General features: G+C 72.0%; 17 protein-coding genes. 9 read left to right on the top strand and 8 right to left on the bottom strand.

The window, feature by feature from the left end:
• Positions 1 to 3: 3 nt before the first annotated feature.
• Positions 4 to 1,023 (top strand): zinc-dependent alcohol dehydrogenase, encoded by a 1,020-nt coding sequence (locus CF165_RS22605; RefSeq protein WP_093949541.1) that lies wholly within the window; start codon positions 4 to 6, stop codon positions 1,021 to 1,023.
• 3 nt (positions 1,024 to 1,026) lie between these two features.
• Here CF165_RS22605 and CF165_RS22600 read toward each other — a convergent pair whose 3' ends face one another.
• Together CF165_RS22600 and CF165_RS22595 are read right to left on the bottom strand one after the other, a co-directional pair.
• Entirely contained in the window at positions 1,027 to 1,947 is a 921-nt protein-coding gene (locus CF165_RS22600) for an alpha/beta fold hydrolase (protein ID WP_093949540.1), read from the bottom strand.
• A gap of 111 nt (positions 1,948 to 2,058) precedes the next feature.
• Positions 2,059 to 3,567 carry an adenylate/guanylate cyclase domain-containing protein gene (locus CF165_RS22595; protein WP_093949539.1) on the bottom strand — a complete coding sequence of 503 codons (1,509 nt, stop codon included), beginning with the start codon at positions 3,565 to 3,567 and terminating at the stop codon, positions 2,059 to 2,061.
• Between the two features lie 106 nt (positions 3,568 to 3,673).
• Here CF165_RS22595 and CF165_RS22590 point away from each other — a divergent pair, with 106 nt between their 5' ends.
• Both CF165_RS22590 and CF165_RS22585 read left to right on the top strand, forming a co-directional pair.
• Positions 3,674 to 4,561 carry an AurF N-oxygenase family protein gene (locus CF165_RS22590; protein WP_093949538.1) on the top strand — a complete coding sequence of 296 codons (888 nt, stop codon included), beginning with the start codon at positions 3,674 to 3,676 and terminating at the stop codon, positions 4,559 to 4,561.
• A 16-nt stretch (positions 4,562 to 4,577) separates the two neighbouring features.
• Complete coding sequence (locus CF165_RS22585) at positions 4,578 to 6,032, top strand: FAD-dependent oxidoreductase (protein WP_093949537.1); 1,455 nt, start codon at positions 4,578 to 4,580, stop codon at positions 6,030 to 6,032.
• Between the two features lie 83 nt (positions 6,033 to 6,115).
• Here CF165_RS22585 and CF165_RS22580 read toward each other — a convergent pair whose 3' ends face one another.
• Both CF165_RS22580 and CF165_RS22575 read right to left on the bottom strand, forming a co-directional pair.
• Entirely contained in the window at positions 6,116 to 7,057 is a 942-nt protein-coding gene (locus CF165_RS22580) for a carbohydrate kinase family protein (protein WP_093949536.1), read from the bottom strand.
• Complete coding sequence (locus CF165_RS22575) at positions 7,054 to 7,716, bottom strand: class II aldolase/adducin family protein (protein ID WP_093949535.1); 663 nt, start codon at positions 7,714 to 7,716, stop codon at positions 7,054 to 7,056. The genes CF165_RS22580 and CF165_RS22575 overlap by 4 nt, the downstream gene beginning before the upstream one ends.
• A 54-nt stretch (positions 7,717 to 7,770) precedes the next feature.
• On the opposite strand from CF165_RS22575, the gene CF165_RS22570 reads away from it, so the two are divergent.
• Positions 7,771 to 8,379 (top strand): TetR/AcrR family transcriptional regulator, encoded by a 609-nt coding sequence (locus CF165_RS22570; protein ID WP_093949534.1) that lies wholly within the window; start codon positions 7,771 to 7,773, stop codon positions 8,377 to 8,379.
• Here the strand turns inward: CF165_RS22570 and CF165_RS22565 are convergent.
• From CF165_RS22565 to CF165_RS22555, 3 genes are read right to left on the bottom strand one after another with little or no spacing between them, the layout of a single operon-like run.
• The gene (locus CF165_RS22565; protein ID WP_093949533.1) at positions 8,333 to 9,208 is read right to left on the bottom strand and encodes a class I SAM-dependent methyltransferase; all 876 of its coding nucleotides are present in this window, start codon (positions 9,206 to 9,208) and stop codon (positions 8,333 to 8,335) included. The genes CF165_RS22570 and CF165_RS22565 overlap by 47 nt on opposite strands.
• Before the next feature lies 1 nt (position 9,209).
• A complete protein-coding gene (locus tag CF165_RS22560) occupies positions 9,210 to 9,554 on the bottom strand; it encodes a VOC family protein (RefSeq protein WP_093949532.1) in 345 nt (114 codons plus the stop codon).
• Between the two features lies 1 nt (position 9,555).
• The gene (locus tag CF165_RS22555; RefSeq protein ID WP_093949531.1) at positions 9,556 to 9,717 is read right to left on the bottom strand and encodes a ribbon-helix-helix protein, CopG family; all 162 of its coding nucleotides are present in this window, start codon (positions 9,715 to 9,717) and stop codon (positions 9,556 to 9,558) included.
• A gap of 143 nt (positions 9,718 to 9,860) precedes the next feature.
• On the opposite strand from CF165_RS22555, the gene CF165_RS22550 reads away from it, so the two are divergent.
• Positions 9,861 to 11,768, top strand: a complete 1,908-nt coding sequence (locus tag CF165_RS22550) for an alpha-galactosidase (RefSeq protein WP_093949530.1) — start codon at positions 9,861 to 9,863, stop codon at positions 11,766 to 11,768.
• 1 nt (position 11,769) lies between these two features.
• Here the strand turns inward: CF165_RS22550 and CF165_RS22545 are convergent, their stop codons facing one another.
• Complete coding sequence (locus CF165_RS22545; protein ID WP_093949529.1) at positions 11,770 to 12,801, bottom strand: LacI family DNA-binding transcriptional regulator; 1,032 nt, start codon at positions 12,799 to 12,801, stop codon at positions 11,770 to 11,772.
• 177 nt (positions 12,802 to 12,978) lie between these two features.
• Between CF165_RS22545 and CF165_RS22540 the strand changes: the two genes are divergently transcribed.
• From CF165_RS22540 to CF165_RS22525, 4 genes are read left to right on the top strand one after another with little or no spacing between them, the layout of a single operon-like run.
• Entirely contained in the window at positions 12,979 to 14,286 is a 1,308-nt protein-coding gene (locus CF165_RS22540; RefSeq protein ID WP_093949528.1) for an ABC transporter substrate-binding protein, read from the top strand.
• A gap of 14 nt (positions 14,287 to 14,300) precedes the next feature.
• Positions 14,301 to 15,215, top strand: a complete 915-nt coding sequence (locus CF165_RS22535) for a carbohydrate ABC transporter permease (RefSeq protein WP_240521730.1) — start codon at positions 14,301 to 14,303, stop codon at positions 15,213 to 15,215.
• Positions 15,212 to 16,015, top strand: coding sequence for a carbohydrate ABC transporter permease (locus CF165_RS22530; protein WP_093949526.1), 804 nt, complete (start codon positions 15,212 to 15,214; stop codon positions 16,013 to 16,015). The genes CF165_RS22535 and CF165_RS22530 overlap by 4 nt, the downstream gene beginning before the upstream one ends.
• Positions 16,016 to 16,028: 13 nt before the next feature.
• Complete coding sequence (locus tag CF165_RS22525) at positions 16,029 to 17,909, top strand: glycoside hydrolase family 127 protein (protein ID WP_093949525.1); 1,881 nt, start codon at positions 16,029 to 16,031, stop codon at positions 17,907 to 17,909.
• Positions 17,910 to 17,915: the final 6 nt, after the last annotated feature.

The raw sequence follows: 17,915 nt of genomic DNA, 5'->3' as shown, positions 1-17,915 counted from the left end.
GCCATGTCTTCGACCATGCGGGCCTTCGTCCTCACCGGGCCGCGGGAAGGTTCGGTGCGGGAGGTGCCCGTGCCGGAGGCCACCCCGGGCGAGGTCGTCGTCGACGTCGAGCGGGCCGGCGTGTGCGGCACCGACGTGGAGTTCTTCACCGGCGAAATGACCTACCTGCACCAGGGGCACGCCGCGTACCCGATGCGGCTCGGCCACGAATGGGCGGGCACCGTCTCGGCCGTCGGCGACGGCGTGGACCCGGCGTGGCTCGGCCGCCGGGTCATGGGCGACACCATGCTCGGCGACCGGACCTGCCGCCGGTGCCGGAAGGGGCACCAGCACACCTGCGAACAGCGCCAGGAGGTCGGGATCCGCGGCGGCCGCCACGGCGCGCTGGCCGAACGGCTCGCCGTGCCCGCGTGGTCACTGCACGCGCTGCCCGACGCGGTCGACCCGGTGCTCGGCGCCCTGGTCGAACCGGGCGGCAACGCGTTGCGCGCGGCGCGCGCGGCCGGCGTCGGCACCGGAGACCGCGCCCTCGTCCTCGGGCCGGGGACGATCGGGCTGCTGACGGCCCTCTTCCTGCGTGCGGCGGGTGCCGAGGTGCACCTGATGGGCCTCGACGACGGTTCTCTCGCCTTCGCCCGCGGCCTCGGATTCGCCGGCGCCTGGACCCGGGAGACCCTCCCGGACCTGCCCTTCGACGCGGTCGTCGACGCCGGCGGGGCGGCGGACCTGCCCGCGCTCGCCGTGGACCTGGTGGAACCGGCCGGCCGGGTCGTCTACATCGGACTGTCCGGCCGGCCCAGCCTCCTCGACAGCCGCGAGCTGGTGCTGAAGGACGTCACGGCGGTCGGTGTCCTCTCGGCGTCGCCGGGGCTGGCCGACACCATCGCCGCCTACGGCAGCGGAGCCGTCGACCCGCGCCCGCTCGTCGCCGCGACCGTCGGCCTCGACCAGGTCGGGGCCGTGCTCGCCGGGGAGCGGCACGGCGGCCCGGGACCGAAGATCCACATCGACCCGAGCCGCTGACCCTCAGAGCTGCTCGAAGAACTCCAGCAGCGCGGTGTTCACCTCGCCGGGCCGTTCCATCTGGACCCAGTGGCCCGCGCCCGGGACGTCGACGACGCCGCGCAGGTCGGCCGCGGCTTCGGGGATGTGGCTGGGGTCGGTGAACGCGCGGGTGATGTCGCCGTCGCCGCACAGGTAGAAGGCGGGCGGGGTGATCGGCTTGCCCTGCCACGCCGCCAGCAGCTCCCAGTTGCGGTCGATGTTGCGGTACCAGTTCAGCCCGCCGGTGAACCCGGAGCGGCCGAACGACTCCACGGCGACGTCGATGTCCTCGTCGCTCAGCCACGACGGCAGCGGGTCCGGGGCGGTGAACCGGTCGAGGAACCCTTCGCCGTCCCGGACGACCGGAGCGTCGCCGGTGCCGCCGAGCAGCTTGCGGAACGTCGTGCGCAGGTCGGCGCCGAACTCCGCCTCGGCGACGCCGGGCTGCTGGAAGTAGATCTGGTAGAAGCCGTCGCCGAGCTGACGGCGCAGGAGGCTCAGCGGCGGTGCGGGCGCGCGGACGGACGGCGGCACGCTGATGCCGGCGACGCCGCGCACCACGTCCGGCCGCAGCAGCGCGGTGTGCCACGCGACCGGGGCACCCCAGTCGTGGCCGACCACGATCGCTTCCCGTTCACCGAGGGCGTGGATCAGCCCGACGACGTCGCCGACGAGGTGCAGCATCGTGTACTGGCTCGCTTCGGCGGGGCAGCCGGTGCGGCCGTAGCCACGCTGGTCCGGCGCCACGACGTGGTAGCCGGCCTCGGCCAGCGGGCCCATCTGGTGCCGCCACGAGTGCGAGGTCTCCGGCCAGCCGTGCAGCAGCAGCACCAGCGGGCCGGTGCCCTGCTCGGCGAGGTGCATGCGGATTCCGCCGACGTCGACGGTCCGGTGCGTGAGCATTCTTTTCTCCTGTTCGCAGTGTCCACTCCGGACCGTACGACAGGACGCGGCGGGCGGACCGTCGCGGAAGCTGTTTCCGCAGAACGCGCAACCGTGGCTGTGACCGGATTCTCAGCCCCGGGGCGTCGCGAGCGTCGTCGGCCGGGTGCGCCCGCGCAGCGTGACGTCATCGGTCGCCGTCCACCGGGCGGCTTCCGCCGCGGCGGAAGCTTCGACGGCCGTCCACGAAGCGAGCAGGCGGCCGGGCGCGGTCTTCGCCAGCTCGGTGAGGCGGGCGGCTTCGTTGACCGGGTCGCCGATCACCGTGTACTCGAAGCGGCGCGGGTCGCCGACGTTGCCCGCGACCGCGTCCCCGGTCGCGACGCCGATTCCGGCGGGCCCGTCCGGTACTTCGGCGGCCAGCCGCCGCGCGATCGCGCGGCCCGCGGCGAGTGCGCAGGTGGCGTGGTCGCGCAGCGGCGCCGGCGCGCCGAAGACCGCCAGCGCGGCGTCACCGACGAACTTGTTGACCAGCCCGTGGTGCCGCCCGACCTCGTCGACGACCACCGCGAAGAACCGGTTGAGCAGCTCGACGACCTCCTCGGGCGGCCGGCTCGCGGCCAGCGCCGTCGACCCGGTCAGGTCGACGAACAGCACCGAAACCGTGCGGACCGTGCCGCCGAGCTCGCTGGAAGTGCGCATGGCCTCGAGGGCGACCTCGTGGCCGACGTGCCTGCCGAACAGGTCGCGCAGCCGTTCCCGTTCGGCGAGCCCCGCCGCCATCCCGTTGAAGCCGGCTTGCAGGAGGCCGAGTTCGGTTCCGTCGTAGACCGGGATTTCGACGGTGAAGTCGCCGGCCCGGACGCGGTTCAGCGCGTCCTGGACCGACGTGATCGGGTTGACCACCGACCGGGCGGTGAACACAGTGACCAGCAGGCCGAAGCACAGCACGACCAGCCCGAGCACGATGACCGACACGGCGAGCTTCGTGGTCGAGACGTCGCCGCGCACCCAGGCCAGCACCGCCGTGACCACCAGCCCGGCCACCGGCACCCCGGTGCCGAGACACCAGAAGAGCAGCATCCGCAGGTTGACGCCGCCGTGGAGCGGGCGCGGCGGCGTGGTGCCGGCCAGGGCCAGCGCCGCGTACGGCCGCAGGGTGAACTCCCCGAACAGGTAGGCGATCGCGCAGACGACGACGGCGGCGAAGGCGACGACGAGGAGTTCGGTGAGCATGACCTCCGGCTGGAAGAGGGCCGCGAGACCGCCGAAGAGCAGCGTCGCGATGCCCCACAGCACGGCTTGGACGCACGTCAGCCGCAGGGGGACGCGCAGGCTCGCGGCGCGCTCGGCGTCGGTGGGCCGGCGTCCCTCGGCCGCCCAGCGCAGCGTCCGCAGCGCCCCACGGGTGCCCCAAAGCGTGCCGGCGACGACCGCCGAAACGACGTACACCGGCACGGCGACCGCGGTGACCCGCACGAGGTCGGCGGACATGCCCGGCGACGGCATGAGCAGGGCCGCGAGCCCGACTACGACCAGCGCGCCGAGCACGTGGGTGGCGATCAGCGAGGCGGTGAGCCTGCCCTGGACGCGCCGGCGCAGCGCGGCCGTGTCCTGCTCCGGCCCGGTCACCGAGTTCACGCGCTGAGTGTACGGGTGTTCACTGAGTTGACTCACGACGGGTCTCCAAGTATATGTTACGGTTGGTAACAGTGAACTGCGGTAACACCTGACGCGGAGGTCGGTCATGACGAGCACCAGCGAACGGGAGACGGTGGCGCGGCGCCTGCTCGACTCTTCGGAGCAGCTGTCCTACGACCCGGTGAAGGAGGTCGACTGGGAGACGCCGCTCGACACCGGCTACCACGGCGCGAGCCCGGAGTGGAGCACGCTCTACGGCACCTCCTACTGGGCGGACATGACGCCGGAGCAGCAGCGCGAGCTGACCCGCCAGGAGGCGGCGTCGGTGGCCAGCACCGGGATCTGGTTCGAGATGATCCTGCAGCAGATGGTGCTGCGCGACTTCTACGCCAAGGACCCCACCGACCCGGCGTTCCAGTGGGCGCTGACCGAGATCGCCGACGAATGCCGGCACTCGATCATGTTCGCCCGCGGCGCGGCGAAACTGCGCGCGCCCGCGTACCGGCCGCGCCGGTTCGTGGTCGAGCTGGGCCGGGTCTTCAAGGCGACCGCGACCGGCGAGGCGGCCTACGCGGCGATCCTCGTCGCCGAAGAGGTCCTCGACGTGATGCAGCGCGACTGGATGCGCGACGAGCGCGTGGTGCCGTTCGTGCGCACCATCAACAACATCCACGTCGTCGAGGAGTCGCGGCACATGAAGTTCGCCCGCGAAGAGACCCGCGAGCGGCTGCGCGGCGCCGGCCGGCTGCGGCGGCAGATCAACGCGCTGGTCGTCGCGATCGCGTCGTACTTCATCGTCACGAGCATGGTGAACGCCAAGGTGTACGAGAACGCCGGGCTCGACGGAGAACGCGCGCGGCGCGAGGCGAAGGCCAACGAGCACCACAAGTCGATGCTGCGCTCGAGCTGTTCCGGGTTGATGGAGTTCCTGCACTCCGCGGGACTGCTCACCAAGCCGTCGCTGTGGTTCTACAAGCGCGCGAGCCTGATCTGACTGAAGGATCCCGACGATGGCTTTCGCGATCACCCAGACCTGCTGCGCCGACGCGTCGTGCGTGTCGGTCTGCCCGGTCAACTGCATCCACCCGACGCCGGACGAGCCGGACTTCGGGCACACCGACATGCTCTACGTCGACCCGGAGACGTGCATCGACTGCGGTGCCTGCGCCGACGCCTGCCCGGTCGACGCGATCTTCCCGGCCGGTGCGCTTACCGGGCCGCTGCGGGCCTACGAGGACATCAACGCGGAGTACTACGCGGGCCGGGACGTGCTGGCTTCCGTCGCGCCGAACTTCCACCAGTGGGCGCCGCCGTCGTTCACCCGGATCCTCCCGAGCGACTTCACGCCGCTGGACGTCGCCGTGGTCGGCAGCGGGCCGGCGGGCATGTACGCGGTCGAAGACCTGTTGCTGCACACCAACTCGCGCGTCACGCTGATCGACCGCCTGCCGGTGCCCGGCGGCCTGATCCGCTACGGCGTCGCGCCCGACCATCCGTCGACGAAGAAGATCGGCGAGACGTTCGCCCGGTTCCGCGACCACCCGCGGCTGCGGCTGCGGCTCGGCGTCCACGCCGGTCCGGAACTGGCCGGCCGGCACGACGCGGTGATCTACGCGGTGGGGGCGACGGAGGCCCGGCGGCTCGGGGTGCCGGGGGAGGACCTGCCCGGCAGCCTGCCGGCCGCCACCGTCGTCGGCTGGTACAACGGCCACCCGGACGTCGCCGCCGTCGACCTCTCGGCGGAGCGGGTGGTCGTCGTGGGTGCCGGCAACGTCGCGCTCGACATCGCCCGCATCCTCACCGCCGACCCGGATTCCCTGGCGGGGACGTCGATCGCGCCGGCGGTACTGGAGCGGCTGCGGTCGTGCAAGGTGCGCGAGGTGGTCGTGCTGGCCCGGCACGGCCCGGAGACGGCGGCCTACACGCGCCCGGAGCTGCTGGCGCTGGCCGCCCGCGGCGGCCTCGTGGTGGACGCACACGACTCGCGGATCGCCGCGGCCGTTGACGCCGCGACGGCGGGGGAGAAGGCGGCGCTGCTGCGGGGAGTGCCGCGCGAGGCGATCGACTGGTCCGCACCGCCCCCGGACGGCACCCGCCGGGTGGTCCTGCGCTTCCACTCGGCACCGATCGCCTTCCGCGGCGACACCGAGGTCCGCGGCGTGGTCGTTTCCGGCCCGGTGGGTGACGTCGAGATCGCGGCGGGCCGGGTGGTCCGGGCGGCGGGTTTCCGGGGTGCGCCGGTGCCGGGCCTCCCGTTCGACGAGGACACGGGAACGGTCCCGAACGTGGCCGGCCGGGTCGCCCCGGGCACGTACGTGGCGGGCTGGATCAAGCGCGGCCCGGCGGGTGGCATCGGGGCGAACAAGACCTGCGCGCGGGAGACGGTGGGGACGTTGCTGGAAGACGCGGTCGCCGGGCGGTTGCCCTTGCGGCGCAAGGGAAAGAGATTGCTCGGTCGCGCTTGACCGGCCCGTCCGCCAGTGTCGTGAACGACTCTTTCCTACCCCCAGTCGACAGGAAAGAGTCGTTCATGACACCGCGGGCGGGCTCAGGCCATTTCGAGGACCGGCGTGGCGGCGGCGAAGGCGTCCGCCGCGGCGAGGTCGAACTCGCCGTGGTCGCTGCCGAGGCCCTGGGCCACCAGGGCGGCGGCCGCGCAGCCCAGCACGGCGGCTTCTCGCGGTGACCGGCCGAGGCCGAGGCCGCGGAGGAAACCGGCCGAGAACGCGTCGCCGCAGCCGGTGGTGTCCACCACCGGGACCGCGAACGCCGGCACCGCGGTCGTCTCGTCCGCTGTCACCACCAAAGCGCCGCGCGCTTCCCGTGTGACCGCGACGCAGCCGACGCCCCGCTCGATCAGCGCGCGGGCGCCGTCTTCGAGCGTGGTGGCGCCGGTCAGGCCGAGCACCTGGTCTTCGTTGGGCAGCAGGTAGTCCAGAAAGGACAGTGCGGGGGCGAGCCAGGCGAGCACCCCGGGGTCGCCGGGGGCGAGGAGGTCCGCCGACGTCACCACGCCGGCCGCGCGCGCCGGGGCGAGGATCTTCGCCGCCTTCTCGCCGCCCATCAGCTCGGGGCCGCCCAGGTGCAGGTGGGTCGCGCGGGCGATCTCCCCGAGCGGCGCGTCCGAAGGCTCGTACGTCAGGTTCGCGCCCGGCACGTGGAACGCGGGCCGGCTGCCGTCGGGGCGGATCGGCAGCACCGAAGCCGACGTCTGCACGCCCTCGCGGCGCAGCACCAGGGACGTGTCGACGCCGTGGCGGGCGAGCATCGCCAGCAGCAGGTCGCCGATCGGGTCGGCGCCGATCGCGCCCGCCGTGCGGACCGCCGCACCCAGCTTGGCCAGCGTGACCGCGGTGCCCGCGGCCGTGCCCGCCGGCCCGAACCGGATCTGCTCGACCAGCGCCGCGCCCTGGCCCTCCGGGATGGCTTCGACCGGCCGGACCTGCACGTCGAACACGTGCGCCCCCAGCGTGACGACCGTCTGCGTCATCGGCCGTACCCCCGGCTCACAGCCGCCGCGACGACGGCGTCCTGCTGCTCGTGGTCCAGGACCCGCGGTGCACCGAGGGTCGCGGCCCGCACGTACAGGCCGCACGCCCACTCCAGCAGGAGCGCGTTGTCGACCGCGGCTTCGAGCGTCGGGCCGTAGGTAACCGCGCCGTGGTTGGCCAGCAGTGCGGCGGCCTTGCCTTCGAGCGCCTTGAGGGTTTCCGCGGCCAGTTCCGCGGACCCGAAGACGGCGAACGGCGCCACCCGGATCGCGCCACCGAGGGCCAGCTGCTGGTAGTGCACGCACGGCAGCTCGTCGAGGACCAGGGACACCGCGGTCGCGTTCGGTGCATGGGTGTGCACCACCGCGCCCGCGTCGTGGCGCCGGTAGATCCCCAGGTGCAGCTCCAGTTCCGAGGTCGGGGCCCGCTCGCCGGCGACCACGGCTCCGTCCAGGTCGACGACGGTGACGTCGTCGGCCGTGGCGCGGCCCAGCACGACGCCGGTCGCGGTCACCGCCACGTGCTCGCCCACCCGGACGCTCACGTTGCCCGCGCTGCCGATGAGCAGGCCTTCGCCCGCGAGCCCGTGGCAGGCTCTCGCCACCGACCGACGCGCCTCTTCGAGCTCCGAACTCGCCGCTGAACTCGCCGTTGTCATGCGCCGAGGGTAGAATAAACACGAATCAAAGTCACGTTCAGGTTTGGGGAGCGGATGACCGAGAGCCGGCTGCGCCGGGTGCCACGCCAGGCGCGTTCGCGGGAAAAGCTGGCCAAGGTGCTCGCGGCCGCCGACCGGCTGCTCGCCGAGGAAGGCGTCGAAGCGCTGACGACGACCCGGGTCGCCGCCGAGGCCGGCGTCTCGGTGGGCGCGCTGTACCAGTACCTGCCGGACCGCGACGCCATCACCGAGGCGCTCGGCGAGGTCTACCTGGCCCGCCTGGAGGACCTCATGGACACGTTCGCCGAACAGGCGGCGGGGGAGGCGTGGGCGGATCCCGTCGGCCTGCTGGTCGACGCCTTCGCCGGGCTCTACCGCGCGGAACCCGGGTTCCGCGCGCTGTGGTTCGGCCGCGGGCTCTCCGACGGAACCCGGGAAGCCGACCGCGCGCACAAGCGCGTGATGGCCACCGGGGTGCATCGCGTGCTCGTCGCGCAGCACCTCCTGCGCGACGACTACGCGGCCGCGGTGGCGTGCCGCACGGCGTTCCTCGCCGCGGACGCGGTGATCCAGGAGGTGTTCCGCGGCGACGGCGCACCCGAACTGCTGGAGCCGGTCAAGACGATGCTGCGGGCCTATCTCGGGCAGCTGCCCCGGCCGTAGCGACGAGGAACTCCTCACCCGGGATGACGCGGAGCCCGTCGGCCCGTCCTGCGAAGTAACGTTCATTCAGCTCCGCGCCGGAAACGTGCGTGGCGTCCCGGAACCCGGCTTCGTGAGCCATCTCCAGCATTTCCCCGGGAGAGAAGGAGCTGACGAACGGCGTCCCGGCCGCCTTCGCCCTGCTTGCGGTGGCGCGGTGCCGCGTGCGTTCGCCTTCGTCGAGGAGTTCGGGCGGCAGCATGAACGTCATCGCCAGCGTGGAGCCCGGGGCGAACCCGGCGATCCGGCGCAGCGTGGCGAGGTTCGCTTCCTTCGTGAGGTACATGCTGACGCCGGTGGACGCGACGACCGCCGGCTCGTCCGGCGCGAAACCCGCTTCCGTGAGCCGGTCCCACCACGACGTCGTCTCGAAGTCGACCGGGACCAGGTGCAGCCAGTCCGGCACCCCGAGGCCGAGTTCGTCCAGGCGGGCGCGTTTCCAGGCCTGCGGACCCGGCTGGTCCACTTCGAACACCCGCAAGCGGGCGGCGATTTCCGGGCGGCGCTGGGCGAAGGTGTCCAGTCCGGCCCCGAGGATCACGTACTGGCCCACGCCGCGGCCGGCCTGTTCGGTGACGAGGTCCTCGACGAACCGGGCCCGGGCCACCATGCCGGCCCGGTAGCGGCCGGCGGTGGCCGGGTCCATGTCGTCGCGGTCCCGCCAGCCGTCCCCCGGATCGGCCAGCCGCAGGCCGAACTCGTCGGCGAACACGTGCGGCGGCGCGTCGACCTCGACGTGCAGGGCCCGCCACAAGGCGGTCCGCGCCGCCGTGCTGTCCGGCGCCGCCACGTCAGGCCTTCCCCGGCGCCGACAGCGTCCACGTCCGGCCGTCGGGGTCGCGGACGGTCATTTCCCTGGTCCCGTAATGGGTTTCTTCGAACGGAGTGACGACCTCGACGATGTCGTCGGCCCGGAATGCCCCCGCGTCGGGGACCTTGAACACGATCTGCGTGCGGGGCTCCTGAGTTTCCGGGACCTCGGCGACGAACAGCCAGGGGCCGTCGCCGTTGCGCAGCTGCCCGGAGTTGTGGTCGGTCGCGAACTCCAGTTCGTAGCCCAGCGCCTGGAAGAACTTGGCCGCCTTGCCCCAGTTGTGGGTCTCCAGGTACAGCGCTTCGATGCCCTCGGTCGTCATGTCAGTGCTCCTCTTCGGCGGTGGGTTCGGCGAGGTAGGCGCGCAGTGCTTCGGCGACGAGCGCCGAGAGCGACTGCTCCGTCTCGATGGCTCGGTGCTTGACCTGCCGGATCAGCCCGATCGGCAGGTACACGTTGAACTGCTTGACGTCTTCATCGCCCACGTCTGCACGCTAGCATGCTAGCAAGCTAGATGCACAAGTCCCGTCGTTTGCCTCTTGACGGCAGCCGCGGACGAGTCAACAATTCAGGCGCACCACTGAATGTTAGCGCTAACATTATTCGACGACGAAGTCGGAGCGATGCCATGAAGCTGCGCCACGGGTTGTCCGCGCTCCTGTTGCTGGCCGGAATCGTTCCGGGGACGGGTGTCGCCGCGGCGAGCACGGCCGCGGCGGAGGTGGCGGTTCCGGCGCCGGCGATGGGCTGGGCGTCGTGGAACACGTTCGCCGCCAAGATCGACTACCCCACGATCAAGGCGCAAGCCGACGCGCTCGTGTCATCCGGGCTGAAGGACGCTGGGTACAGCTACGTCAACATCGACGAAGGCTGGTGGCAGGGCACCCGGGACGGCTCCGGCAACATCACCGTCGACACCGCCGAATGGCCCGGCGGCATGGCGGCGATCGCGGACTACCTGCACAGCAAGGGCCTGAAGGCCGGCATCTACACCGACGCCGGGCGCGACGGCTGCGGGTACTACTTCCCGACCGGGCGGCCCGCGGCCCCCGGGAGCGGCAGCGAAGGCCACTACCTGCAGGACATGCTGCAGTTCCAGCGCTGGGGCTTCGACTTCGTCAAGGTCGACTGGTGCGGCGGCGACGCCGAGGGCCTCGATCCGCAGAGCACCTACCGGGCCATCAGCGACGCCGACAAGGCCGCGACCGCGCAGACCGGACGCACGCTCACCCTGTCCATTTGCGACTGGGGCAGGAAGAACCCGTGGAACTGGGGCGCCGGCACCGGTTCGATGTGGCGGACCAGCAACGACATCATCTTCTACGGCCAGACGGCGAACCTAAGCCAGGTACTGACCAACTTCGACCAGGCGCAGCACCCGGTGTCGCAGCACACCGGCTACGTCAACGACCCGGACATGCTCACCGTCGGCATGCCGGGTCTCACCGACGCGCAGGCCAGGACGGAGATGAGCCTGTGGTCGGTCTCGGGCGCGCCGCTGCTGGCGGGCAACAACCTCGCGACGATGAGCGCGGCCACGAAGGCGATCCTGGCGAACCGGGAAGTCATCGCCGTCGACCGGGACCCGCGCGGTCTGCAGGGCGTCAAGGTCGCCGAGGACGCCGCCGGGCTGCAGGTCTACTCGAAGGTCCTCAGCGGGACCGGGAAGCGGGCGGTGGTGTTGCTCAACCGGACGTCGTCGGCGGCGGCCATGAGCGTCCGGTGGGCCGACCTCGGCCTGACCACGGCCACCGCGCACGTCCGGAACGTCTGGGGCGCCGCCGACGCCGGTGACTTCGCAGGCGGCTACACCGTGAACGTCCCGGCCGGCGACTCGGTGCTGCTGACCGTCCAGGGCACCGACACGGCGTCGGCGAGCTACCCGGCCAACGGCTCCCGGTTCACCGGGGTCACCGCCGCCGCAACGGGTCCGGCGGTCGCGACCTTCTCCTACGCCGCCACCGCCGCGCAGACGGCCACCCTCGCCGTCAACGGCCAGCAGCCGACCGTCCTCACCTTCCCGGCGACCGGCGGGACGCCGAAAACCGTCTCCGCCGTCGTCTCGCTGGGCAAGGGGAACACCAACGCCCTGACCTTCTCCGGTACCCCGCCGCAGCTGACCGACGTCACCATCCTGCCGCTGCCCGGCGGCAACGGCGTGCAGCTCGCCGGTGTCCAATCCGGACGGTGCGTCGACGTGAACGACAACGGCATCACCAACGGGATCCAGGCGCAGCTGTGGGACTGCGCGGCGGGCCCGAACCAGACGTGGGCGCCGGTGCGCGGCCAGCTCGTCGTCAACGGCACCAAGTGCCTCGACGCCTACGACAGCGGGACCACGAACGGCACGTCCGTGGTCGTCTGGGACTGCAACGGCCAGCGCAACCAGCAGTGGACGCTCAACGCGAACGGGACCATCACGAACGCGGTGTCCGGGCTGTGCCTGGACGCGAGCGGCGCGGCCACCGCGAACGGCACGAAGATCATCCTCTGGGCCTGCGGCGGCGGCGCCAACCAGCAGTGGACCCGCCGCTGACTCAGGCGGTCGAGTCCCGGATCACCAGCCGGCACGGCCGGGTGTGCCTGCCGGGGGACGGCTCGCCGTTGATCGCGGCGAGCAGCAGGTCGGCGGCCGTCCGCCCGAGCGCCTCGAGCTCCATGTCGACGCTCGTCAGCGGCGGCTGACAGGCCGAGGCCATCACGTCCCAGTTGTCGAAACCCACCAGGGCGACGTCGCCGGGGACGCGGCGGCCGGCCGCCTGCAGCGCGTCGGCCGCGCCGCGGGCGATCTGGTCGCTGCCGCAGAACACCGCGTCGAAGGGGTCGCCGGCGCCCAGCAGGATCCGTACCGCCTGCCGGCCCCACGCTTCGCTCCACTCGCCGAACATCGGCGCGCCGGCCAGGCCGAGCCCCTCTTCGGCGAGCCGTTCGGTGGCCGCGGACGCGCGCACCGTCGCCGAGTGGTGGTGCTCGGGGCCGGTGATGTGGGCGACGCGGCGGCGGCCGGTCGCGAGGAGGTGCTCGACCGCCTTGCGGGCGCCGCCCGCCTCGTCCGGCACGACGGAACAGTCCTGCGGATCGGCGGAGCTGATGAACGCGTACACCACCGGGATCGGCAGCGCCGTGCCGATCGGCGGCCGCGCCTGGGTCCGGCGGCCGGTCACGATGATCCCGTCGACCCGGCGGGACAGCAGCGTGCGCAGGTAGTACTGCTCGCGGATCGGGTCGTCGCGGGCGTCGCAGAGGAAGACCGACATCTCGCCGGCGCCCAGCGCGTCCTCCGCGCCCATCATGAGCGGGATGCTGAACCGGCCGATCGTGTCGGTGGTGATCATGCCGACGGTGTAGGTGCGGCCCGAGTTCAGCGTCACGGCGGCGCGGTTGGGCTGGAAGCCCAGCTGCTCGGCCGCGGACAGCACCCGCTGCCGCGTCTGGGCGCGGAGCGATCCGCGGCCGTTGAGCGCCTTCGACGCGGTGCCGACCGAGACGCCGGCCAGCAGCGCGACCTCGCTGATCGTGGCCGGCTTGGCGAGGTTTCCGGGAGTTTCCGAAAGTTTCCGCGGGGGCATGGTTGGCACAGTACCTCCGTGGTCGTCGGCGACCCACCGTAACCCGCCAAGACTACGGCAAACAGCTCTTGACTCGCTGGTGAGCGAACGCCTAGCTTGAGTCGGCAACCGGTTTCCTAATTTCCTCGGTTGCTTCCTCGACACCCCGCAGGCGGCGGCCTCCCGAGAGGACAGTCGATGACTTCGCACATCCGATCCACGGCACGGCGGGGGCGTGCCGCGGCCGCCGTCGCCGGGGCGCTGCTCCTCGCGGCCTGCCAGAGCGGCCCGGCCACGTCGGCGGCGGGGGACACCGCGAGCGTGGACGACGGCACCACGATCACCATGTGGACCCGCTCGCCGACGGCCACCTTCAGCCAGACGCTGATCGACGCCTACAACGCGAGCCACAAGAACAAGGTGAAGCTGACGGTCTTCCCGGCCGACTCCTACCAGCAGAAGGTCGGCACCGCCGCGGGCGCGAAGCAGCTGCCGGACCTCCTGGCGGCCGACGTCGTCTACGCGCCCAACTACGCGGCCAAGGGCCTGTTCCTCGACTTGACCGCGCGCGTGACGAAGCTGCCGTTCAACGGCGCCCTCGCCCCGGCGCACATGAAGGCCGCCGTCCACGACGGCAAGCACTACGCGGTCCCGCACGACATCGACCTGTCGGCGATGTTCTACAACAAGGTCCTGTTCACCCGCGCCGGCCTCGACCCGGCCAAGCCACCGGCGACCCTGGCCGAGATGGCCGACGCCGCCCGCAAGATCGCCGCGCTCGGCGGCGACGTCAAGGGCTACTTCTTCGGCGGCGCCTGCCCGGGCTGCCAGCTGTTCACCAGCTGGCCGATGATCTGGGCCTCCGGTGGCACGGTGTTGAACGAGCAGGGCACCGCCGCCACGCTCGACGATCCCCAGGCCGCCCAGGTCTATTCGCTGCTCCGGCAGCTGTACGCCGACGGCGCCGTGCCGGCGTCGGCGAAGAACGAGTCCGGGCCCACGTGGACGCAGTCGTTCCTCGACGGCAAGATCGGCATCCAGCCGATGGGCGCGACCGCGTTGCAGGGCATTAAGGAAGGTCCGGACCTGCAGGTCGGCGTCGCCCCGATCCCGGGGCTGACCGGCGGCAGCTCGTCCTTCGTCGGCGGGGACGTCCTCGGCATCGGCAGCAACAGCACGCACGCCGCGGCCGCGTGGGACTTCATCTCCTGGACGCTGTCCGACCAGGCCCAGGTCGAGGTCGTGGCGAAGAGCAAGAACATCACCGTCCGGTCCGACCTGGCCGACAACGCCTACGCCAAGCAGGATCCGCGGCTCGGCGTGTTCAACCGGCTCGCGAGCGAGGGCCGGACGCCGATCTCGGTCAACTTCGGCAAGACGTTCAACGACGCCAACGGTCCCTGGACGGCGACGGTGATCGACGCGGTGTTCGGCGGCGGTGACGTCGGTTCGATCCTGAAGCAGCACAACGCGGCGGTCACCGAGTCCCTCGCCGGCGGCAGCTGATCATGGTGTCGCTGGTGTCCCCGCGGGTGTCGGCGCCGGAGACCCCGGCGCCGGCACCCCGCCGCCGCGGCTCGATCGCCCGGGGCCGGCGGCGGCTCGGAATCGCCTACGCCACGCCGATGGCCGTGCTGGTCGCCGTCTTCTTCGTCATCCCGCTGGGGCTGATGCTGTGGATGTCGGTCAGCCACTGGCCGCTGGTCGGCGCGTCCTACCCCAACGGCGTGAAGAACTACGACGCGCTGAGCGACCCGCTGTTCCTGCGCGCGGTGTGGTTCACGGTCAAGTACACGCTGGTCACGACCGTCGTGCTCAGCCTGGTCGCCTTCGGGCTGGCGTTGCTGGTCCAGCACGACCGGCCCGGTACGGGCATCGCCCGCACGGTCTTCTTCCTGCCCAGCGCGGTCGGGCTCGCGTCGACCAGCCTGCTCTTCTACGGCCTGTTCAACACCGACTCCTCGGCGCTGAACCACCTCGTGGACTTCCTCGGGCTGGGCCGGGTGGACTGGCTCGGTTCGGGCGGCAACGCGCTCGGCTCGACCGTCGGGATGATCACCTGGCGGTTCGCCGGGTTCTACATGCTCATCCTGATGACCGGCCTGCAGGGCATCGACCCCGCGCTGTACGAGGCCGCGCGGATCGACGGCGCGGGCCGGTGGCAGATCCTCTGGCGGGTCACGCTGCCGCTGCTGCGGCCCACGCTCGCGCTCGCGATGGTGCTTTCGCTCACCGGCTCGCTGCTGGCGTTCGACCAGTTCTTCATCCTGACCGGCGGACGGCACGACACCGCCACGGTCGTCATCGACATCTACCGCGAGGCGTTCCTCTCGCAGGACCTCGGGCGCGCGGCCGCGGTCTCGGTGGCCACCCTCGCCGTGCTGATCGTCCTGAACGTCGCCCAGCTGCGGCTGATCCGCCGGGAGGGGAAGTGAACCGGCTCCGGGTCGCGGGCCTGCACGTGACGAGCGCCGCGCTGGCCGTGTTGTTCCTGCTTCCGTTGCTGTGGACGCTGTATTCCTCGCTGACCGGGCGGGAGGCCGGGGACTCCGGGACGGACAACTACCGGCGGCTCGCCGACTACGGCAGCGGCCTCGGCACCTACCTGTTCAACACGACCGTGGTCGCGCTGGTCGCGGTGAGCGTCACCGTCGTGACGACCACGCTCGGCGGCTACGCGATGGCCCGGCTCGCCTTCCCCGGCCGCAACCTGCTGTTCCTGGTCACCCTGGCCATCCTGATGGTGCCGTACACGACGATCCTGGTGCCGCTGTACATCCTGCTCGGCTGGCTGGGCCTGCAAAACTCCCTGATCGGCCTGGGCCTGGTGATGGCCGTGCTCCAGCTGCCGTTCGGGCTGTTCATGATGCGCAACTCCTTCGAAGCGCTGCCGGTGGAACTCGAGGAGGCCGCGCTGATCGACGGGTGCTCGGTCGGCGGCGCGCTGCGCCGGGTGCTGCTGCGCGGCGTGCTCCCCGGCGTCGTGACCATCGCGCTGTTCTCGTTCCTCGCGGCCTGGAACGAGTTCGTCGCGCCGCTGATCTTCCTCACCGACGGGGAGAAGTTCACGCTGCCGGTCGCGCTGTTCAACCTCCAGTCGGGCAGCCTCGGCTCGGTCGACTTCGGCGCCCTGCAAGCGGGAGTGGTGGTCTCCGCCCTGCCGTGCGTGGCGGTCTTCCTCGTCCTGCAGCGGTACTACGTCCGCGGCTTCACCTCGGGAGCCCTCAAGGGCTGAGAAGGAGCACTCGATGACCGAACGCATCCTCGGGCCCGTCCACCCCACCTCCGCCGCGACGTCGGCGCTGCGTCCGCTCTTCCTCGGCGCGGTCGCCTTCGCGCCGGACAGTCTCCTGGGCGGCTGGCAGGAGCGCAACGCGAGCCGGACCCTGCCGCACTGCGTCGAGCAGCTCGACGCGGCGGGTGCGCTCGACAACCTCCGCCGCGTCACCGGCGAGGTCGACGGCGACCACCGCAACATGTGGTTCGCCGACTCCGACGTCTACAAGACCCTGGAAGCCGCCGCCTGGCAGCTCGGCCGGAACCCCGGCGACGCCGAGCTGCGCGCGTTCCTCGACACCACCGCCGCGCTGGTGGCCAAGGCCCAGGAGGACGACGGCTACCTGAACTCGTACTTCACCGTCGACAAGCCCGAGCTGAAGTGGCGGGAGCTGCACTGGAGCCACGAGCTGTACTGCGCGGGCCACCTGATCCAGGCCGCCGTCGCCGCCGCGCGGGCGGGCGTGGGGGCCCAGCTCGTCACGGTCGCCCGCCGTTTCGCGGACCTCATCGTGGAGCGCTTCAGCAGCGTGGACGACGTCGACGGGCACCCGGAGATCGAGACGGCACTCGTGGAGCTGTACCGGGTGACCGGGCACCGGCCGTACCTCGACCTGGCGCTGCGCTTCCTCGACCTGCGGGGCCGCGGCCTGCTCAACGGCGAGCGGTTCGGCTCGCGGTACCTGCAGGACCACGTGCCGGTGCGGGAGGCCGGCGAGGTCGCCGGGCACGTCGTGCGGCAGCTCTACCTGCTGGCCGGCGTCGTGGACGTCGCCGTCGAGACCCGCGACGACGCACTCCTCGATTCCGCCCGCCGGCTCTGGGCCGACGCGTTCGGCGCGAAGACGTACCTGACCGGTGCCCAGGGCTCGCGCCACCGCGACGAAGCCTTCGGCGACCCGTACGAGCTGCCGCCCGATCGCGCGTACGGCGAGACCTGCGCCGCGATCGCGAGCTTCCAGTGGAACTGGCGGCTGCTGCTGGCGACCGGCGAGGGCCGGTACGCCGACGAGATGGAACGCGCGCTGTACAACGCGATCGCCGGCTCGACCGCGCTGGACGGCACGCACTTCTTCTACGCCAACCCGCTGCACCTGCGGACCGGCCACGACGGCTCGCACGAGGACGCGCCGTCGCAGCGCCTGCCGTGGTACTCGTGCGCGTGCTGCCCGCCCAACCTCGCCCGGCTCGTCGCCTCGCTGTCCGGGTACGTGGCGACCGCCGACCCCGGCGGGCTCCAGGTGCACCTGTACACCGCCGGGTCGATCCAGACCACTGTGGACGGTGCGGACGTCCGGGTCGAGACGCGCACCGGATACCCGTGGGACGGCCGCGTCGAGCTGACCGTGACGGCTTCGGCGCCGCTGATGCTTTCCCTGCGCGTCCCCGGCTGGGCCGAGGGCGCCCTGATCGACGGCGCCCCCGCCGAAGCCCGCGACGGCTACGCCGAGGTGCGCCGGGACTGGACGGGCGGGGCCACGGTGACGCTCGAACTGCCGATGCCCGCCCGGGTCGTCCGCCCGCACCCGCGGATCGACGCCGTGCGCGGCTGCGTCGCGGTGACGCGCGGGCCGCTCGTCTACTGCCTCGAGCAGGCGGACCTGCCTGACGGCGTCACCCTCGAAGACGTGCGGATCGATCCGGCGGCGCCGTTCTCCGACGGCCCGGTGCCGGACGTGCCGGTGGCCCTGACCGCGCGTGGCCGGGTCGAGGTCCCCGCGTCGGACGAGCTGTACGGCGCCGGGGCCGGGGTGCCCGGCGAGCCGGTCGAGCTGACCGCAGTCCCGTACTTCCTGTGGGGCAACCGGGAACCCGGCCCGATGCGGGTCTGGATCCCGGTGGTCGTCGAATAGTCCCTG

Origin of the sequence: Amycolatopsis vastitatis, from assembly GCF_002234595.1 — a bacterium.
In the GTDB taxonomy this organism is placed as follows: domain Bacteria; phylum Actinomycetota; class Actinomycetes; order Mycobacteriales; family Pseudonocardiaceae; genus Amycolatopsis; species Amycolatopsis vastitatis.
The sequence above is the reverse complement of the archived record's forward strand: the minus strand, read 5'-3'. Positions and strand labels throughout refer to the sequence as shown.